Source organism: Yersinia vastinensis (genome assembly GCF_902726565.1).
Lineage (GTDB): Bacteria > Pseudomonadota > Gammaproteobacteria > Enterobacterales > Enterobacteriaceae > Yersinia > Yersinia vastinensis.
In genome coordinates, this window is record NZ_CACVAF010000003.1 from 1 (window position 1) to 18,744 (window position 18,744).

Sequence of the window (18,744 nt, forward strand, 5' to 3'; positions counted from 1 at the left end):
CAAATATGCATTCGAACCGAAGTTCAAATGTTTACTGCTTTGGTCACTCTTCAAGACTTTAATATTTCTTCTGCCTGCCGAAACAGGCTTCGATATCGTCTTGCGAGTGCCCACACAGATTGTCTGATAAATTGTTAAAGAGCGTTCGTTACCTGTTTGCCTTGCGGCGAATCTTACGGTAACGCGGGAGGCAGATAATACGCTTTCCCGCTGAAGAGTCAAGGTTTTCTTTTGTTTCTTTCGAAGTCAAAATCATTCTTTTCTCTTCCTGACCCGGCGAAGTTTGTTTCGTTGTTCCCGGTCAGTGGAGGCGCATTATAGGGAGTTCCTGACAGCCTGCAACCCCTAATTTAAAAAAATTTTTCAACCGCTCATTAATGCGGCAAAAACACCAGATGCGGTGAAAAAAACAACAAAAAAGGGGCGATTTCTCGCCCCTTTAAGAGTTAACCATTACTGTTTAGCAATGATATGCCCATTCTCGACATCCAGAGTCACTGGAACTCCCGGTATTAATTTGCCAGAAAGTATCTGCTGTGACAGTGGATTCTCGATTTCCTGCTGAATAGCACGTTTCAATGGCCGTGCCCCATAAACAGGATCGAAGCCGGTTTCCCCCAGGAACTCCAGCGCAGGTTCAGTAATAGTGACCTGATAGCCACGCTCTTCCAAACGTTTGTACAGACGTTCCAGTTGGATACGAGCAATTGAAGCCAAATGCGCCCGACCCAGTGGATGGAAGACAACCACCTCATCTATACGGTTGATAAATTCAGGGCGGAAGTGATGAGTAACAACTTCCATCACCATATCCTTCATTTCGGTGTAACTTCTTTCACCGAAACGTTCCTGAATTAAATCTGAACCGAGGTTAGAAGTCATGATAACGACCGTATTGCGGAAGTCGACGGTTCTGCCCTGCCCATCAGTCAAGCGCCCATCATCCAATACCTGCAATAGAATGTTGAAGACATCGGGATGCGCTTTTTCTACTTCATCCAGCAAAATGACTGAGTAAGGGCGACGGCGTACAGCTTCCGTCAGATACCCACCTTCTTCATAACCTACATAACCCGGAGGTGCGCCGACCAACCGAGAAACGGAATGTTTCTCCATAAACTCGGACATATCAATACGAACCATGGCATCGTCGCTGTCGAACAAGAAATTCGCCAGCGCTTTGCACAACTCAGTTTTACCCACCCCTGTTGGCCCTAAGAATAGGAAGGAACCAATTGGGCGGTTTGGATCTGATAGCCCAGCGCGGCTACGACGAATCGCATTGGATACCGCTTCAACCGCTTCATTTTGTCCAATGACGCGTTTATGCAGATCCTGCTCCATGCGCAGTAACTTATCTCGTTCACTTTCCAGCATGCGAGAGACTGGGATACCTGTCCAGCGCGCCAGCACTTCAGCAATCTCAGCTTCTGTGACACGGTTACGCAGCAGCTTCATGGTTTTCCCTTCAAGCGCCGTTGCCGCCGCCAGCTGTTTTTCCAGCTCAGGAATTTTACCGTACTGAAGTTCTGACATCCGCGCTAAATCACCCACACGACGAGCTTGCTCTAAGGTGATTTTGGCTTGTTCCAGTTCAGTTTTAATATTCTGAGTTCCGGTGAGAGAGGCTTTCTCTGCTTTCCACTCTTCTTCCAGCTCTGAATATTCACGTTCTTTCTGCTCTAATTCGGTATTGAGCATTTCTAGACGTTTTTTACTGGCGTCATCAGACTCTTTCTTCAGTGCCTGCTGCTCCAGTTTCAATTGGATAATCCGACGTTCCAACCGATCCAATGATTCTGGTTTTGAATCCATTTGCATACGGATGCTAGAACCGGCTTCATCGATAAGGTCGATAGCTTTATCCGGTAACTGACGATCCGAAATATAGCGATGCGACAGTGTTGCTGCTGCAACAATTGCTGGGTCAGTTATCTGCACATGATGATGCAGCTCATAACGCTCTTTTAACCCACGCAAAATCGCAATAGTGTCTTCGACTGTCGGCTCTGCCACATAAACTTTCTGGAAACGCCGCTCAAGCGCCGCATCCTTCTCTATATATTGACGATACTCATCAAGAGTTGTTGCACCTACGCAGTGTAGTTCACCACGTGCTAATGCAGGTTTCAGCATGTTACCTGCATCCATCGCCCCGTCGCCTTTGCCGGCTCCGACCATGGTATGCAATTCATCAATGAACAAGATCACACTACCTTCTTGTTTTGATAAATCGTTCAACACGCCTTTCAAACGCTCTTCAAACTCACCGCGATACTTAGCACCCGCGATCAATGCCCCCATATCTAAAGAAAGCACGCGTTTGTGTTTTAGGCCTTCTGGCACTTCACCATTCACGATTCGCTGCGCCAGACCTTCCACGATGGCCGTTTTACCGACACCCGGCTCACCGATTAATACGGGGTTATTCTTCGTACGACGTTGTAGTACCTGAATGGTACGGCGAATTTCTTCATCACGGCCAATAACCGGATCGAGTTTGCCTTGCTCCGCTCGCTCAGTCAGATCGATAGTGAATTTTTTCAATGCCTGGCGCTGGTCTTCTGCGCCTTGGTCATCAACTTTGTCACCACCTCGCATAGTTTCAATTGCCTTATCTATATTACTCGTTGTTGCGCCAGCAGCCTTTAACATGTCAGTTAAGGTGCCGCGATCTTCAAGAACTGCCAGAACAAACAGCTCTGAAGAGATAAATTTATCAGCACGCTTTTGCGCTAATTTGTCACACAGGTTCAATACACGGACCAGCTCATTTGATGGTTGAACATCACCGCCAGTACCTTCGACTTGTGGAAGACGACCTAATGCTTGCTCAATATCGCTACGTAAACTCGCGACATTAATTCCCGCCGAGGTCAATAATGGGCGAACCGTTCCCCCATCCTGATTGAGCAGAGCGCTCATCAAATGTAACGGTTCAATAAATTGATTGTCGCGCCCAAGAGCTAAAGATTGGGCATCGGCGAGGGCAAGCTGGAATTTACTAGTAAGACGATCCAGACGCATAACACCTCCAATGTTGGTCAAAATTGCTACTGGAGATTAGATGAGGTCATCCCTCAAATTTTCAAGGTTACTTCGACACAATATTTAGAGTAAAACGTTATACGTCAGCGGATCGTCCTAATTCAATAGGTTATATCAGCCAGACTAAACTTGCCATACGTCCGGTGATTCCATCGCGTCGATAGGAGAAAAATTGTTGTTTTTCGCTCACTGTGCAGCGATCTCCACCATAGATAGCATGAATACCCGCAGCTTGTAGTCGCAGTCGAGCCAATAAATAGATGTCGGCGAGATACTTCGTACCGAAAGGCATGAACGCAGCAGTAGATTGCGCGTCGATAGTGATAAAGGCTTGTTTAACGTCTTCACCCACTTCGAACTGTTGTGGGCCGATAGCCGGACCTAACCAGGCAATAATAGATGACGGTGCAGCTTGGAACTGCGCCAGCGTTTGCTCAAGAACCCCAGAACATAGACCTCGCCAACCCGCATGCGCTGCAGCAACTTCATCACCAGCTAAAGAACAAAATAGCACGGGTAGGCAATCTGCGGTCATAACCGTACATACTTGCCCCGCAACGCGGCTATATACAGCATCAGCCTGCACATCAGAAATTGCCGTGCCATCCAGATGCAAGACACGTGTGCCATGTACTTGCTCCAGCCAAACGGGCATTTGCGGCAACCCCGCTTGTTCCACTAAACGTTGGCGATTCGCTATCACAGTGGAAGCCGTATCCCCCACATGAGTGCCAAGGTTTAATGAATCATAAGGGAATTCGCTGATACCACCGTGACGGGTGGTGCTGCATGCCTTAACACGAGCAGGCGCTGGCCAATCGGGAAGTATCAGCTTGTTCATTACCAATCCATCTGATCTTTGAATTCTTCAGTATCGGCTTTCAGTGCATTAATCAGCTCAACCATATCTTCTGGTAATGCTGCATGCCATTCCATTTGAATGCCACTGATTGGATGATACAAACGCAGCATAGTTGCATGTAGCGCCTGACGATCAAAACCACGCAGAATAGCAATAAAGGAATCTGATGCACCTCTAGGTGGACGCGGGCGGCCACCATACAACTGATCCCCCACCAGCGGATGGTTTATATGAGACATATGCACACGAATCTGATGTGTACGGCCAGTCTCTAAGCGCAAACGCAGGCGGGTGTGGGCGCGAAAGTGCTCCATAATGCGGTAATGCGTCGTTGCCGGTTTACCCATTGGGTGGACAGCCATGTGTGTCCGCTTGGTAGAATGGCGAGAAATAGGCTCATCAACTCTGCCACCTGCGGTCATATTCCCGATGGCTACAGCTTCATACTCACGGGTGATTTCGCGTGCTTGCAATGCTTCAACCAAACGAGTCTGTGCTGGAACTGTTTTCGCCACGACCATCAAGCCCGTGGTATCTTTATCCAGACGATGCACGATACCCGCACGAGGAACATCGACAATTTCTGGATAATAATGGAGCAGTGCATTCAGAACTGTGCCATCAGGGTTACCTGCACCAGGGTGTACGACTAAACCACGGGGTTTATTAATGACCAAAATATCGTTATCTTCATAGACGATATCCAGTGGGATTTCTTGAGGCGCCCAGCGGGCATCTTCCTCAATTTGCGCGTCAATTGCGACGAGCTCGCCACCCAACACTTTTTCTTTAGGCTTGTTAATTTTTTTACCGTTGACTGTCACCCTGTCTTCCAAAATCCACTCTTTTATGCGAGATCTTGAATAATCAGGGAACAATTCGGCCAAAGCCTGATCTAACCGTTGACCGAGTTGTGATTCGGCCACCGTTGCGCTGAGTTGTACTTGTTGTGCCATATGCAGCTTCTTGTTCGTTAACGTTGGGTTTTGACGGCGATGCCGTTTAATATAATGTGCTATTGTATCTAGATCTTTGTCGGGAGCTTAACGGACAGTCTCCCGGAATAACACTTCGAGGATAATCAAAACGTCATGACGCGTATGAAATATCTGGTGGCTGCCGCCACGTTGAGCCTGGTGCTGACCGGTTGCTCCAGTAACAAGGACGTGGTTCCCGATAACCCGCCTTCTGAGCTCTATGCTACCGCTCAGCAAAAACTGCAGGACGGTAACTTTAAGGGAGCTATTACGCAACTAGAAGCGTTAGATAACCGCTATCCTTTCGGGCCTTACTCTCAACAAGTTCAGCTTGATTTGATTTATGCGTATTATAAATCTGCTGACCTGCCGTTGGCGCAAGCCTCAATCGATCGCTTTATGCGCCTTAACCCCACACATCCTAACATCGATTACGTATTGTATATGCGTGGTTTGACTGACATGGCTCTGGATGACAGTGCATTACAAGGCTTTTTCGGGATTGATCGTTCAGACCGCGATCCACAACATGCTAAGGCCGCATTCCGCGATTTTAACCAGTTGATTCAAAGCTATCCGAACAGCCAATACGCAACTGACGCGCAAAAACGCCTGATGTTCCTGAAAGATCGTCTGGCCAAGCATGAATTGGCCGTGGCACAATATTACACTAAACGAGGCGCTTACGTCGCGGTAGTTAACCGTGTCGAGCAAATGTTGAGAGATTATCCTGATACTCAGGCAACACGCGATGCGCTACCGTTGATGGAAAATGCTTATAAACAACTGCAACTGAATGCGCAAGCAGACAAAGTTGCCAAGATAATTGCGGCGAACCCAGCCTAATATTATTTGGAACGATAAAAATAACAAACGGCAGCTCAGGCTGCCGTTTTCAATTCTGCTTTAACACCACAAATCGATGCGATTCATCATGTTAGACTATCGCCCTACTATCGCATTTAAAACAACTAAATCATGCTATTTTTAGCAAGATGCAGGCGATATAACTTATCGATAATGCGGTATTCTGACCAATGATTCAAGCCCTCTGCACCTATTCCTGACGTTAAATCACAGTTCCCATGACCTTTGCAAAAAGTGACAAAAATAAGTGATCTCGATCATACATTTTATGAAAAAGAGAGGTATGCTGAAGTTATCCAAGAGGAGTAGACAGCGAGGTAAGTCATATGACAGTCAACATTACTAGTAAGCAAATGGATATCACCCCAGCAATTCGTAAGCATGTTGAAGACCGTCTCACCAAACTGGATAAATGGCAGGCCCAGTTAATAAACCCACATATTGTACTGTCTAAAGATCCGCAAGGATTTGTTGCAGACGCAACAATCAGTACCCCGATGGGTCCTTTGGTTGCCAGTGCCAAACATGATGATATGTATGCTGCAATTAATGAACTGATCACCAAACTAGAACGCCAATTAAATAAAGTTCAACACAAAGGTGAAGCTCGTCGTGCGGCAAGCAGTGTTAAAGATGCTAATTTGGAGTCAGTCGATGTAGAGGAAGAAGAATCCGAGCAGGAACAATAGCCGGAAAAAACTATCTCATTTCGGATCTAACGCGCTTTCGGGCGCGTTTTTTATTGACAGCAATTCAGGCTGGCGGTTAGTTTAGAGACTGTCTATTTTTAAGGTCACGTTTAAAGGTTATACTTTTTAACTACCTTTATCTTAGCAAGCGATTGAATCCATAATTCACAAACCGGTCCATAACGGGTAATCAGCAACGATGATCAATAAAGTGTTTTTCTTCGCATTCTTTTTTACCTTCCCCTGATTGGGAGGCGTTTCGTCGTGTGATAAAGAATGCGAAGACGAACAAAAAAGCCTCCCAAGCGGGAGGCTTTTTTTATGCATAAAACATTCAGGATGATAATAAGGCAGACCCTATGAGTGATAATCCATTACTGGTGCTACGTGAGCGCATCAGCGCACTTGATTTAAAACTGCTGGCTTTACTGGCAGAACGGCGTGAATTGGCAGTGGATGTTGCTAAAGCCAAGTTGCTCCATCATCGCCCTATTCGCGATAAGGAACGTGAACGTGACTTGCTGGATGCCCTCATTAGCGCCGCCAAACCTTATGATCTCGATGGATTCTATGTTACCCGCCTGTTCCAACTGATTATCGAAGATTCAGTATTGACTCAACAGGCACTGTTGCAGCATCAGCTGAATCAAACCACTCAACATTCTGCTCGTATTGCCTTCCTTGGCCCGAAAGGTTCTTACTCACATTTGGCCGCCCGCCAATATGCAGCTCGTCATTTTGAGCATCTCATTGAGTGCGGTTGCCAGAAATTTCAGGATATTTTTACTCAGGTGGAGACCGGGCAGGCCGATTACGCCGTATTACCAATAGAGAATACCAGTTCAGGTTCCATAAACGATGTATATGACTTATTGCAGCACACCAGCTTGTCGATTGTTGGTGAAATAACCAATCCTATTGATCATTGCGTACTGGTCGCCACAGATACTGACCTGAGCCAAATTAACACGGTCTACAGTCATCCGCAGCCCTTCCAACAATGCAGCCAGTTTATTAACCGTTTCCCGCACTGGAAAATCGAATATTGCGAAAGCACAGCCGCCGCGATGGAGAAAGTTGCACAGTTAAATTCACCGACAGCGGCAGCATTAGGGAGTGAAGCCGGCGGTGCACTTTATAACTTACAGGTGCTCGAACATAATCTGGCGAACCAACAGCAAAATATTACTCGCTTCATCGTGCTTGCCCGTAAGGCCATTGATGTATCTGAGCAGATCCCGGCGAAAACCACCTTGATCATGGCCACAGGCCAACAATCTGGGGCACTGGTTGAAGCATTATTAGTATTGAGGGATCACGGGATCATTATGACAAAACTTGAATCTCGACCAATCAATGGCAATCCATGGGAAGAGATGTTTTATATCGATGTGCAGGCTAATTTACGCTCTGATCCTATGCAAAAAGCCTTGGCCGATTTGACGCCGATAACCCGTTCATTAAAAGTCTTGGGCTGCTATCCAAGCGAAAACGTGGTTCCCGTGAATCCAAGCTGAAAGAGTCGCTAGCATAGATAGCAAAAAGTCCCCGCGATGGTGTCGAGGGGACTTCTTTTACAAACCAGCAATGAGTGGTTCAGGTTACTGGCGGTTGTCGTTTGCCTGCCGCAATAATGAACGGCTCTCCACCAAAAAGCGCTCGGCATAATCGCCAAACCAGTGCTCAACTTTCTGGAAGCTTTGCACAAAGGCGTGTTTGTCACTCTGCTCCAGTAAAGTAATCGCCTCACCAAAGCGTTTGTAATAGCGCTTAATCAGCGCCAGATTATCTTCCGATGACATAATGATATCGGCATAAAGTTGCGGATCTTGCGCAAACAGTCTGCCTACCATCGCCAGTTCTAAACGATAAATCGGTGAAGACAGTGCCAATAACTGCTCTAGCTGCACATTTTCTTCTGCCAAGTGTAGGCCATACGCAAAGGTCGCAAAATGGCGCAACGCCTGAATAAACGCCATATTCTGATCATGCTCAACGGCACTGATTCTATGTAACCGCGCCCCCCATACCTGTAACTGCTCCAGCAACCACTGATAGGCTTGTGGGTCACGACCATCACAATACACCACCACTTGCTTGGCAAGGCTACCAACATCAGGCCCAAACATCGGGTGCAAGCCAACAACCGGCCCTTCATGGGCGGCAAGCATTGCTTGCAGCGGTTTATTCTTCACTGACGCGAGATCCAATAAAATGCAATCCGATGGCAGTTTTGGCAACCGAGCAATCACGTCTTCAGTAATATGGATGGGCACACTGACAATCACCATACCGGCATCAGCCAGAATAGACTCGGCCTGTGGCCAATCCTCCTGTTCTAGCGTTTTTACCTGATAGCCAGACAACGTCAGCATTCTATTGAATAACCGCCCCATCTGGCCCTGACCACCGATAATGACAACTGGGCGTAATTGCGGACACAGCGTCTTAAAACCTTTGTCATTTTCGCTGGTATAAGACTCTCGCATTATTCGGCGCAATACGTCTTCAATCAAATCAGGTGGAACGCCTAGAGCTTCAGCTTCCTGCCGGCGTGAGGCCAGCATTGCCGCCTCACGGTCCGGAACATAAATAGGCAAACCATAACGACTTTTAACTTCGCCTACTTCAGCCACTAAATGCAGACGCTTGGCCAACAAATCCAACAGAGCTTTATCGACTTCATCAATTTGATCACGTAAAGCGGTCAGTTCAGCCACCATACTTACTTTTCCTCTGCAGTCCGTGCCGCCAGCGCTGAACGTAATTCCTGGTGCATTTCACGTAACAAGGTTTCAGTCGTATCCCAGTTAATACAGGCATCGGTCACTGAAACACCGTAGCGCATGTCTACACGTGGTTGTTCAGAGGACTGATTCCCTTCGTGAATGTTGCTTTCCAGCATCACGCCAGTAATAGAACGATTGCCAGCCTTGATCTGCTCAACAACAGATTCAGCGACTGCAGTCTGACGGCGGAAGTCTTTATTCGAATTTCCATGACTGCAATCTATCATTAAGGACGGAACGAGTCCCGCATCCTGCATCTGTTTTTCGCACTGAGCAACATCTTGTGCGCTGTAGTTCGGGGTTTTACCACCGCGTAAAATCACATGGCCGTGTGGGTTACCTTGAGTTTGCAGCAAACAAACCTGACCAGACTGGTTAATTCCCATGAAACGGTGTGGCATCGCTGCCGCACGCATGGCATTGATTGCTGTACCCAGACTGCCATCAGTACCATTCTTAAACCCAACTGGCATAGACAAGCCCGAGGCCATCTCACGGTGAGTCTGCGATTCGGTAGTACGCGCGCCGATAGCCGACCAACTGAATAAGTCCCCCAAGTATTGTGGGCTGTTCGGGTCCAGTGCTTCGGTTGCTAATGGCAAGCCCATCTTCACTAAATCCAGCAGCAATTGCCGTGCAATTTGTAATCCTTTTTCTACATCGAAAGAACCATCCATTGCAGGGTCATTAATCAGGCCTTTCCAGCCAACTGTGGTTCTTGGTTTTTCAAAGTAGACACGCATAACGATATACAGGCTATCACTCAATTGTGCAGAAAGAGCTTTCAAACGACGCGCATAATCCAGAGCAGCATCCACATCGTGGATAGAACATGGCCCGCAAACCACCAGTAGGCGAGGGTCTCGTCCTTGAACAATGTCAGCAATCGTTTTACGTGAGGCTTCAATTGCATACTGATCACTGTTGCTCAATGGAAACTGGTTTTTCAGTTCTTCTGGTGTCATCAGGACTTGTTCGGCACTGATATGGACATTATTGAGCGCATCTTTTTGCATGATCATATTCTTTACCTATCTCTGTTTAGCGGATGTCGTTTAGCATGTTTATCGTTTGAGGACACCACAATACCACGGCGTGTAAAGTTTTCAATCCATATGTGTAAATAAATAATTACCTCTAGATTTACAGGCGTATTTCACTCTGACTTTTGCGGCAAGTCTCAGTTTCTGCAGATGGTCCTAACCTCCCCTTGACGCCATGATAAGATGCGGGAAATTTGTGGAGGCAGTATGTTAAGAGTCATCATCGTCGACGATGAACAACCCGCGCGTGAAGATTTACGCGAAAGACTAAGTGAAGAGCATGATATTGAGATCGTCGCCGAATGCAGCAACGCGTTGGAAGCTATCCCCGCAATACAACGCCTGCAACCCGATGTGATATTTATCGACATCCAGATGCCCAGAATTAATGGTTTGGAATTGGCCTCGATGCTGAATCCAGAGAGCATGCCGCACATCGTATTTGTTACCGCTTACGATGAATATGCCATTCGTGCTTTTGAAGAACATGCCTTTGACTATCTGTTAAAACCCCTCGACCATCAACGGTTGGCGAAAACACTCATTCGCTTAAGGCGGGGACTTGGTGTAAATAATAATTTACATAAAATCACGGAGCCGATGCTACGACATATTCCTTGCTCTGGCCACAACCGCATTTTTTTACTGAAGATTGAAGAAGTAGAATATCTCAGTTCAGAATTGAGTGGTGTACATGTTATTGGAACAGTGCAGTCTGGCTATACCCAGCTATCACTTAAGACACTGGAAGAAAAAACACCTTTTGTTCGTTGCCATCGGCAATACATGGTCAATACTGAGCAACTGGGTGAAATTCAATTGATGGATAATGGTTCCGCAGAAGTGATTACGCGCAGTGGTAAACATATCCCAGTGAGTCGCCGTTACTTGAAACCCCTAAAGGAGAAATTAGGGATTAATTAAATGAAACGGTCATCTCTGCTCGACCGGGATATTGTTCCAATGAATTTCCCGGTTAGATAATGCTATTCCTATTAAATTTAGAGCCAATTGATTCATTAATTTAAAACAATATTTACACATTAATTTCACATTCAAAATCTTATATTCTATTCCCCCATTTCCATTCCACTTTAATTAATTAGAAAAGTCCAAGCTGATATAAAAATAGAGACAGATCCCAGATTTAATTAATTACATAACTCAACAATGTAGCCTTGGCATTAGTAAGGTTTTAATCAATGCCGCCTGTGCTCTGATAAAGAAAGTCATGTGAGAGCCATGCTCATTGCTTAAAGCTAGCAAATGCGAAACGGATTTTATTCATGTTGGAAGCAAGGTAAAATTATGATAACACTACAATTTATAATTATAATTCTATGTCTGTTAGTCGGTACTCGATATGGCGGCATGGGGCTGGGGCTAATAAGTGGTATCGGCTTATTTATTCTGACCTTTATCTTTGGATTAGAACCAGGAAAACCCCCTGTAGATGTCATGCTCACAATATTGGCAGTTATTGGTTGTGCTGCCGTATTACAAACTGCCGGTGGATTAAATGTAATGATGCAATTTGCGGAGCGATTATTACGTCGTCACCCTCAGCATATTACGCTACTTGCCCCTTTCACAACTTGGTCATTAACCTTTTTATGTGGCACTGGGCATGTTGTTTATACAATGTTCCCTATTATCTCTGATATTGCGATTAAAAAAGGAATTCGCCCGGAACGGCCAATGGCTGTTGCCTCCGTCGCCTCACAAATGGCGATTACCGCATCGCCAGTCTCGGTTGCCGTCGTTTCATTAGTATCTATTATTGGTGCCAATCATGGGATCGGGCAGGCTTACAGTATTCTGGAAATTCTGGCCATCTCAGTCCCCGCATCATTAGTCGGTGTACTAGTTGCTGCATTGTGGAGCCTGCGTCGTGGTAAAAATCTGGATATAGATCCTGATTTCCAAGAGAGAATCAAAGACCCAGAGCAGCGTGAATTTATCTACGGTTCAACCGATACCTTGCTAAATCAGGTTTTTCCAAAACAAGCTTATTGGTCTACCTGGATATTTTTCGCGGCTATTGCATTAGTTGTATTACTCGGTGCTTTTGCAGATCTGCGACCTGCCTTTGAAGTGAAAGGCAAATTACAGTCATTATCGATGAACTTGGTTATTCAGATGATGATGCTAATTGCTGGTGCAGTTATTCTTATCGGTTGTAAAGTGAAACCTAGTGATATCTCCAACGGTGCTGTATTTAAAGCGGGGATGGTCGCTATCTTTTCCGTATTCGGTGTCGCCTGGATGAGTGATACTTTCTTCCAAGCCCATATGGGTGACTTGAAACTTGCCTTGGAAGATGTGGTGAAAACCCATCCATGGACCTATGCTATTGTCTTGTTCCTGGTTTCAAAACTGGTGAATAGCCAAGCGGCGGCTCTGGCAGCCATTGCCCCTATGGGATTGCAATTAGGCGTCGATCCTAAGATGCTGATTGCTTTCTTCCCTGCCGCTTATGGCTACTTTGTTCTGCCTACCTACCCAAGTGACCTTGCCTGTATCGGTTTTGACCGTTCCGGCACGACCAAGATTGGTAAATTTATTATTAACCATAGCTTTATCATTCCAGGTCTCATCGGCGTTATCTGTTCATGTATTACTGGCTACTTGCTGGTAACCACTTTTATGTAAAAACGAATTTGAACAGAATTAAGGGTCAGAATTTATCTGGCCCTTAATTATATGCCTGCCTTAACCCGATAAATCTTCATTTATAAAACCAATAAAAAGCGTCAATACTCGACAATGACCGCCTCTACTTATGACATTTTAAGAATGAACTCATCAAAAAATCCCGCTTATTATAATTAATTATTCGTTCCGAAATATCTTCTGAGTAAGTTGAATTACTACTGCTACAATGCGACCCGCATCACAAACATCATCTTTTTCACCATGGACCTATTATGTTTTCTTTGCGTCATACCAGGGCGTTGCCGTTTTATATCAGCACACTCGCTTTATCCCTAATCAGCACCTCAGTTCTTGCTGACGCGACTGTTTTTACTGCCTTAGACGATCCAGCTACAGCCAAGAAGAGCTTTGATGGCACTGTCGAAGCGGGTTATACCGCGCAGTCAGGTAATACAACCAACTCAACACTGACCGCTAACTCGACATTAACTTGGTTTCAGCCCAACACAGCCTACAGTTTGTGGGGAGCAGCACGTAATACCAGCTCAAACAATCAACGTTCTTCCGAGCGGTATCAATTAGGTGGGCGTACTCGCTATAACCTAACTGACCGTAACTATCTGTTCGGACAGGCTAGTTGGTTAAATGATCGCTATAACGGTTTTGATTCGCGCTCTGTTTTGACCACCGGTTATGGTCGCCAGATTATGACCACACCGCTGCATAATCTGCGGGTGGAATTTGGTCCAGGTGTGCGCCATGATGAGTTTTATGAAGGTGGCCGTGCGACAAAAGCATTGGCGTATGCCGGTGGTAACTATACTTATCAGCTAACGGATAACACAGTGTTCAGTGAAGGCGTTTCAGCATTAGCAAACGAAGAAACCACATTGAACTCTGAAACGGCGCTGAATGTCGCAATCAATAAGAGCTTCGCATTACGTTTAGCCTATGTTGCAACCTACAACACCAAGCCGCCTGCAAGTGCTCCCAAAAATACAGATACCACAACCTCGGTGACTCTGGTTTACGGCCTGTAATAACGTTACTTTTTAGCGTGGTGCTATGCCACGCTGATTCCTGCCTGTTTTTCCCCCATCCCTCTAAACAATGTCTAACGAATTTTTTCGTCTGCTAAAATATGCATAAAAAAAGGGGTTAGCACATGGCTAACCCCTTCATAACTATTAACTTTTGGATGAAGCCTGAGCTGAATCTTAGTTAATACGGTTAAGACGCTCTTTGATACGAGCTGACTTACCAGTACGCTCACGCAGATAGTACAGTTTCGCTTGACGAACGGCACCACGACGTTTCACAGTAATGCTGTCGATTACTGGGGAGTGAGTTTGGAATACACGCTCAACACCTTCGCCGTTGGAAATTTTACGAACGGTGAACGCAGAATGCAGACCGCGGTTACGAATAGCGATAACCACGCCCTCGAATGCCTGCAGACGCTTTTTAGAACCTTCCACAACCCATACCTTAACTTCCACGGAATCACCCGGACGGAATGCAGGTACATCTTGCTTCATCTGCTCTTGTTCGATTTGCTTGATAATATTGCTCATAATAAGTCTCTTACCCTAGGTAAACTGATATATCAGGAAATTGGCACGCAGCACAATGTTCCTTTCATAGTTCTGTTGCTCAGGGCTTGTGTTCCCGTTGGAACTCAGCCAGCAACACCATTTGCTCGTCAGTCAGAGCTAGGCTTTCTAGAAGTTCAGGTCTTCTAAGCCAGGTACGGCCCAGCGACTGCTTTAAGCGCCAGCGACGAATCTCGGCATGGTTGCCCGACAGTAAAACTGGCGGAACCTCCATCCCTTCCAACACCTCAGGACGAGTGTAGTGTGGGCAATCCAGCAATCCATCAACAAAGGAATCTTCCTCTGCAGAGGCCTGATGACCCAGCACACCCGGAATAAAGCGGGATACTGAATCTATCAAAGTCATTGCTGGCAGCTCGCCACCGCTGAGAACGTAATCACCAATTGACCATTCTTCATCAATTTCGGTTTTGATTACGCGCTCATCAACTCCTTCGTACCGACCACACACCAGAATCATCTTCTGATTAGTTGCCAGTTCGCAAACACCCTGTTGGTCCAGTTTGCGCCCTTGAGGTGACAGATAAATCACCTTTGCTCCCTCGCCTGCCGCTGCTTTTGCTGCATGAATGGCTTCCCTTAGCGGTTGCACCATCATCAGCATTCCCGGGCCACCGCCATAGGGACGGTCATCCACGGTACGATGCCGATCGTAGGTAAAGTCACGAGGACTCCAACACTGCACGCTCAGCAGGCCATTTTTTACTGCCCGGCCAGTTACCCCGTAATCGGTTATCGCGCGGAACATCTCGGGAAACAGGCTAATAACACCGATCCACATTGTTTTGTTCCACTCACTTTTGCCGTTTAGTTCGGAGGTCAAAAACCAGGATCCCAATCTACTTCAACACGTTGAGCAGTGAGATCGACATTCTTGATAACCTGCCCATGAAGAAACGGGACCAACCGCTCCTTCATACCGAATGCATCTTTCAGGTTTGCCTTCACTACCATCACATCGTTAGAACCGGTTTCCATCATATCGATGATTTTGCCTAGTTCATAACCGGTGGTTGTTACTACCTGACAACCCATAAGGTCTTTCCAGTAGTAATCATCATCACCTAATGGGGGTAGTTGCTTCGAATCGACGACAATTTCGCAATTAGTCAGTAAATTCGCGGCATCTCGATCATCAACACCTTTAACTTTAATGATCAGATCCTGACTGTGGCGCTTCCAGTCTTCCAACTCGACATGCTGCCACTTACCGGCCTGCTGGATAAACCACGGCTGGTAATCGAAAATGCTTTCGGCGTTCTCGGTGGATGAAAATACTCTGAGCCAACCGCGAATGCCGTAAGTTGAACCCATTTTACCGAGAACAATCGGCTGTTCGGGAACCACTGGATTGAGTTGTTTGCTCATAATAACCACCACCGCGACAGATTAAGCTGCTTTCTTAGCGTCTTTGATCAGCGCAGATACGCGATCAGAAACTGTTGCACCCAGACCAATCCAATGTTCGATACGGTCCAGATCCAAACGCAGAGCTTCAGCCTGACCAGATGCGATCGGGTTAAAGAAGCCTACACGTTCGATGAAACGACCGTCACGAGCATTACGGCTGTCGGTCACTACTACTTGATAGAACGGACGCTTTTTAGCGCCGCCACGAGCCAAACGAATTGTTACCATAACATCCTCTTTAGTTAATAAAACAACTGGACCCCATCGGGGAACGGGGTCCAGTTGCAATATAAAAAGCCCGAAAATTTTACTCATTTTGGCGCAAAAAGCAATCTAAAGCGTAGATTCCTATGCGCTAGATTTGTAATGAGTCAAATTCTCTTCGTTTACCGCTGTTTTCAGCGGGAAATCTTTACTCACTTCACGCTGGTGAACACCACAGCGCCAAATGACCTTAGCGGCCAGGGAAACCTGGTGGCATCATACCTTTCATGCCACGCATCATTTTAGCCAGACCGCCATTTTTCATCTTCTTCATCATGCGCTGCATGTCATCAAACTGCTTAAGCAAGCGGTTAACATCCTGCACCTGCACACCTGATCCGGTTGCGATACGACGCTTACGTGAACCTTTGATAATCTCAGGTTTGGCGCGCTCTTTCAGCGTCATCGAGTTGATGATAGCCTCCATTCGCACCGTCACTTTGTCATCCATCTGTGATTTCACGTTGTCGGGCAGTTGGCCTGCCCCCGGCATTTTGCTTAACATGCTGGCCATGCCACCCATGTTGCGCATTTGTTTCAGTTGATCCAAGAAGTCATTGAGATCAAAGCCATCGCCTTTTTTCAGCTTAGTGGCGAGTTTTTCGGCCTGCGCACGGTCAACTTTACTTTCAATATCTTCAATCAGTGACAGTACGTCGCCCATACCCAAAATACGAGAGGCCACGCGATCTGGGTGGAATGGCTCAAGTGCTTCTGACTTTTCACCAACACCGAGGAATTTAATCGGCTTGCCCGTAATATGGCGAATGGACAGAGCAGCACCACCACGCGCATCACCATCAACCTTGGTCAGAACCACACCAGTAAGCGGTAAGGCTTCGTTGAATGCTTTTGCCGTGTTGGCTGCATCCTGACCGGTCATGGCATCGACAACAAACAGTGTTTCAACCGGATTAATCGCGGCATGGACCTGTTTGATTTCGTCCATCATCGCTTCGTCAACGTGCAAACGACCGGCGGTATCGACAATCAGGACATCATAAAACTTGAGTTTTGCCTGTTGCAGAGCACGATTAACGATATCAATCGGCTTTTCTTGTACATCAGACGGGAAGAAATCAATACCAACACCCTGAGCCAGAGTTTCCAACTGTTTGATCGCCGCAGGGCGATACACGTCAGCTGAAACCACCAGTACTTTTTTCTTCTGTTTTTCTTTCAGGAACTTACCCAGTTTAGCCACACTGGTGGTTTTACCCGCACCTTGCAGACCGGCCATTAACACCACTGCGGGCGGTTGTGCCGCCAGATTCAGCTCGTTATTAACCTCGCCCATCGCGGCAATAAGTTCATTTTTAACTATTTTGACGAATTCCTGACCTGGCGTGAGGCTTTTGTTCACCTCATGCCCGACAGCACTCTCTTTTACTCGGTTGATAAAATCGCGGACAACCGGAAGAGCAACGTCAGCTTCAAGTAACGCCATGCGAACTTCACGTAGCGTTTCTTTAATATTTTCTTCTGTCAGCCGGCCACGGCCGCTGATATTGCGCAGTGTGCGCGACAATCGATCAGTTAAGTTCTCAAACATTGTCTCATACTCAACGTGGAAACAGGCCGCTCTGGCGACACAATGGCGGGGATTATAACACGAAGCTTAAACGATCTCTGCCCCCACATCGGAGAACGGTTGGAGAGGGACGCGCTCAACGCTATACTGGCTATCTAATTCACTTAGCCGATGCCTATATAACGCTATGCCCGTGTTCTCTATTTTGGCTTTGATCGCTTATTCACTCAGCTTGGGCTTGATTGTCCCTAGTCTGGTGCAGAAAAGCAGTGCTTACCGACGGTTAGCACTGCTTTCTGCTGTCGTGGCGCTAGTGTGCCATGCTATTGCTCTAAAGCATCAGGTTTTTGATGTCGGTGGAGGCCAGAATCTGACTTTATTGAATATTGGCTCCATTGTTGGGCTAATGATCTGCACCATCATGACGATTGTCGCCTCTCAAGGGCGAGGTTGGTTCTTACTACCTATTGTCTATAGCTTTGCCATGATAAATTTAGCGTTGGCCAGCTTGTTGCCGGGGGAGTTTATTACCCATCTAGAAGCCAGCCCTGCTATTTTCGTCCACATTGGACTCGCACTTTTTGCCTACGCAACGCTTATCATCGCAGCACTCTATGCCCTACAACTGGCTTGGCTCGATTACCAGTTAAAGAATAAGAAAGTCACATTTAATACCGATATGCCTCCTTTGATGAGCATTGAGCGTAAAATGTTCCATATTACGCAAATTGGTGTGGTACTACTCACACTGACACTCTGTACCGGCTTGTTGTATATGGACAATATTTTTAGCAAGGAAAACGTCCATAAAGCGGTGTTATCGACCATGGCGTGGTTTGTTTATATCGTTCTATTATGGGGCCATTATCATGAGGGTTGGCGTGGGCGCAGAGTAATTTGGTTCAGTTTTGCGGGTGCGCTTTTGCTTACACTGGCTTATTTTGGTAGCCGACTGGTTCAGGAAATCATGGTTCCTTAATCATGATTTAACTCACT

General features: G+C 46.4%; 17 protein-coding genes and 1 other annotated feature. Of the genes, 7 read left to right on the forward strand and 10 right to left on the reverse strand.

The window, feature by feature from the left end; translation table 11 throughout:
- Positions 1-453 precede the first annotated feature (453 nt).
- From clpB to rluD, 3 genes are all read right to left on the reverse strand, one after another.
- A complete protein-coding gene (gene clpB / locus HUZ92_RS04850) occupies positions 454-3,027 on the reverse strand; it encodes an ATP-dependent chaperone ClpB (protein ID WP_050100153.1) in 2,574 nt (857 codons plus the stop codon).
- A gap of 130 nt (positions 3,028-3,157) precedes the next feature.
- On the reverse strand, positions 3,158-3,889 hold the full coding sequence (gene yfiH, locus HUZ92_RS04855) for a purine nucleoside phosphorylase YfiH (RefSeq protein WP_145580074.1): 732 nt from the start codon (positions 3,887-3,889) through the stop codon (positions 3,158-3,160).
- Entirely contained in the window at positions 3,889-4,866 is a 978-nt protein-coding gene (rluD, locus tag HUZ92_RS04860; protein WP_050100156.1) for a 23S rRNA pseudouridine(1911/1915/1917) synthase RluD, read from the reverse strand. Before rluD ends, yfiH begins: the two co-directional genes overlap by 1 nt.
- A gap of 135 nt (positions 4,867-5,001) precedes the next feature.
- Here rluD and bamD point away from each other — a divergent pair, with 135 nt between their 5' ends.
- From bamD to pheA, 3 genes are all read left to right on the forward strand, one after another.
- Positions 5,002-5,733, forward strand: a complete 732-nt coding sequence (gene bamD / locus HUZ92_RS04865; RefSeq protein WP_005166516.1) for an outer membrane protein assembly factor BamD — start codon at positions 5,002-5,004, stop codon at positions 5,731-5,733.
- Positions 5,734-6,080: 347 nt separating this feature from the next.
- Positions 6,081-6,443, forward strand: coding sequence for a ribosome-associated translation inhibitor RaiA (gene raiA, locus HUZ92_RS04870; RefSeq protein WP_050100157.1), 363 nt, complete (start codon positions 6,081-6,083; stop codon positions 6,441-6,443).
- Between the two features lie 198 nt (positions 6,444-6,641).
- Positions 6,642-6,766: a sequence feature (Phe leader region), on the forward strand.
- A 36-nt stretch (positions 6,767-6,802) separates the two neighbouring features.
- The gene (gene pheA / locus HUZ92_RS04875; RefSeq protein WP_050100159.1) at positions 6,803-7,960 is read left to right on the forward strand and encodes a bifunctional chorismate mutase/prephenate dehydratase; all 1,158 of its coding nucleotides are present in this window, start codon (positions 6,803-6,805) and stop codon (positions 7,958-7,960) included.
- An 84-nt stretch (positions 7,961-8,044) separates the two neighbouring features.
- Here the strand turns inward: pheA and tyrA are convergent, their stop codons facing one another.
- Together tyrA and HUZ92_RS04885 are read right to left on the reverse strand one after the other, a co-directional pair.
- Positions 8,045-9,166, reverse strand: coding sequence for a bifunctional chorismate mutase/prephenate dehydrogenase (gene tyrA, locus HUZ92_RS04880; protein WP_050140574.1), 1,122 nt, complete (start codon positions 9,164-9,166; stop codon positions 8,045-8,047).
- Between the two features lie 2 nt (positions 9,167-9,168).
- Positions 9,169-10,248: a 3-deoxy-7-phosphoheptulonate synthase gene (locus tag HUZ92_RS04885; protein WP_050100511.1), complete on the reverse strand. Its 1,080-nt coding sequence runs from the start codon at positions 10,246-10,248 to the stop codon at positions 9,169-9,171.
- 234 nt (positions 10,249-10,482) lie between these two features.
- Here HUZ92_RS04885 and btsR point away from each other — a divergent pair, with 234 nt between their 5' ends.
- The 3 genes from btsR (at position 10,483) to HUZ92_RS04900 (ending at position 13,970) form a co-directional block, all read left to right on the forward strand.
- The gene (gene btsR, locus HUZ92_RS04890; protein ID WP_050100165.1) at positions 10,483-11,199 is read left to right on the forward strand and encodes a two-component system response regulator BtsR; all 717 of its coding nucleotides are present in this window, start codon (positions 10,483-10,485) and stop codon (positions 11,197-11,199) included.
- Positions 11,200-11,583: 384 nt separating this feature from the next.
- A complete protein-coding gene (locus tag HUZ92_RS04895) occupies positions 11,584-12,927 on the forward strand; it encodes an anaerobic C4-dicarboxylate transporter (protein ID WP_050100167.1) in 1,344 nt (447 codons plus the stop codon).
- A gap of 275 nt (positions 12,928-13,202) precedes the next feature.
- Positions 13,203-13,970: a DUF481 domain-containing protein gene (locus HUZ92_RS04900; protein WP_050100170.1), complete on the forward strand. Its 768-nt coding sequence runs from the start codon at positions 13,203-13,205 to the stop codon at positions 13,968-13,970.
- A 177-nt stretch (positions 13,971-14,147) separates the two neighbouring features.
- On the opposite strand, the gene rplS is transcribed toward HUZ92_RS04900, so the two are convergent.
- The 5 genes from rplS to ffh form a co-directional block, all read right to left on the reverse strand.
- Complete coding sequence (gene rplS / locus HUZ92_RS04905; RefSeq protein ID WP_042547926.1) at positions 14,148-14,504, reverse strand: 50S ribosomal protein L19; 357 nt, start codon at positions 14,502-14,504, stop codon at positions 14,148-14,150.
- 79 nt (positions 14,505-14,583) lie between these two features.
- Positions 14,584-15,324, reverse strand: a complete 741-nt coding sequence (trmD, locus tag HUZ92_RS04910) for a tRNA (guanosine(37)-N1)-methyltransferase TrmD (RefSeq protein ID WP_004393426.1) — start codon at positions 15,322-15,324, stop codon at positions 14,584-14,586.
- Positions 15,325-15,362: 38 nt separating this feature from the next.
- Complete coding sequence (gene rimM, locus HUZ92_RS04915; RefSeq protein WP_050140573.1) at positions 15,363-15,911, reverse strand: ribosome maturation factor RimM; 549 nt, start codon at positions 15,909-15,911, stop codon at positions 15,363-15,365.
- A gap of 21 nt (positions 15,912-15,932) precedes the next feature.
- Complete coding sequence (rpsP, locus tag HUZ92_RS04920; protein ID WP_004877236.1) at positions 15,933-16,181, reverse strand: 30S ribosomal protein S16; 249 nt, start codon at positions 16,179-16,181, stop codon at positions 15,933-15,935.
- 226 nt (positions 16,182-16,407) lie between these two features.
- Positions 16,408-17,769: a signal recognition particle protein gene (gene ffh / locus HUZ92_RS04925; RefSeq protein WP_050100174.1), complete on the reverse strand. Its 1,362-nt coding sequence runs from the start codon at positions 17,767-17,769 to the stop codon at positions 16,408-16,410.
- A 166-nt stretch (positions 17,770-17,935) separates the two neighbouring features.
- On the opposite strand from ffh, the gene HUZ92_RS04930 reads away from it, so the two are divergent.
- The gene (locus HUZ92_RS04930; protein ID WP_050100176.1) at positions 17,936-18,727 is read left to right on the forward strand and encodes a cytochrome C assembly family protein; all 792 of its coding nucleotides are present in this window, start codon (positions 17,936-17,938) and stop codon (positions 18,725-18,727) included.
- Positions 18,728-18,744: the final 17 nt, after the last annotated feature.

Excerpts from the sequence above, each read along its gene's own strand:
- clpB (WP_050100153.1), bottom strand. The coding sequence starts at position 3,027 with ATGCGTCTGGATCGTCTTACTAGTAAATTCCAGCTTGCCCTCGCCGAT.
- yfiH (WP_145580074.1), bottom strand. The coding sequence starts at position 3,889 with ATGAACAAGCTGATACTTCCCGATTGGCCAGCGCCTGCTCGTGTTAAG.
- rluD (WP_050100156.1), bottom strand. The coding sequence starts at position 4,866 with ATGGCACAACAAGTACAACTCAGCGCAACGGTGGCCGAATCACAACTC.
- bamD (WP_005166516.1), top strand. The coding sequence starts at position 5,002 with ATGACGCGTATGAAATATCTGGTGGCTGCCGCCACGTTGAGCCTGGTG.
- raiA (WP_050100157.1), top strand. The coding sequence starts at position 6,081 with ATGACAGTCAACATTACTAGTAAGCAAATGGATATCACCCCAGCAATT.
- pheA (WP_050100159.1), top strand. The coding sequence starts at position 6,803 with ATGAGTGATAATCCATTACTGGTGCTACGTGAGCGCATCAGCGCACTT.
- tyrA (WP_050140574.1), bottom strand. The coding sequence starts at position 9,166 with ATGGTGGCTGAACTGACCGCTTTACGTGATCAAATTGATGAAGTCGAT.
- HUZ92_RS04885 (WP_050100511.1), bottom strand. The coding sequence starts at position 10,248 with ATGCAAAAAGATGCGCTCAATAATGTCCATATCAGTGCCGAACAAGTC.
- btsR (WP_050100165.1), top strand. The coding sequence starts at position 10,483 with ATGTTAAGAGTCATCATCGTCGACGATGAACAACCCGCGCGTGAAGAT.
- HUZ92_RS04895 (WP_050100167.1), top strand. The coding sequence starts at position 11,584 with ATGATAACACTACAATTTATAATTATAATTCTATGTCTGTTAGTCGGT.
- HUZ92_RS04900 (WP_050100170.1), top strand. The coding sequence starts at position 13,203 with ATGTTTTCTTTGCGTCATACCAGGGCGTTGCCGTTTTATATCAGCACA.
- rplS (WP_042547926.1), bottom strand. The coding sequence starts at position 14,504 with ATGAGCAATATTATCAAGCAAATCGAACAAGAGCAGATGAAGCAAGAT.
- trmD (WP_004393426.1), bottom strand. The coding sequence starts at position 15,324 with ATGTGGATCGGTGTTATTAGCCTGTTTCCCGAGATGTTCCGCGCGATA.
- rimM (WP_050140573.1), bottom strand. The coding sequence starts at position 15,911 with ATGAGCAAACAACTCAATCCAGTGGTTCCCGAACAGCCGATTGTTCTC.
- rpsP (WP_004877236.1), bottom strand. The coding sequence starts at position 16,181 with ATGGTAACAATTCGTTTGGCTCGTGGCGGCGCTAAAAAGCGTCCGTTC.
- ffh (WP_050100174.1), bottom strand. The coding sequence starts at position 17,769 with ATGTTTGAGAACTTAACTGATCGATTGTCGCGCACACTGCGCAATATC.
- HUZ92_RS04930 (WP_050100176.1), top strand. The coding sequence starts at position 17,936 with ATGCCCGTGTTCTCTATTTTGGCTTTGATCGCTTATTCACTCAGCTTG.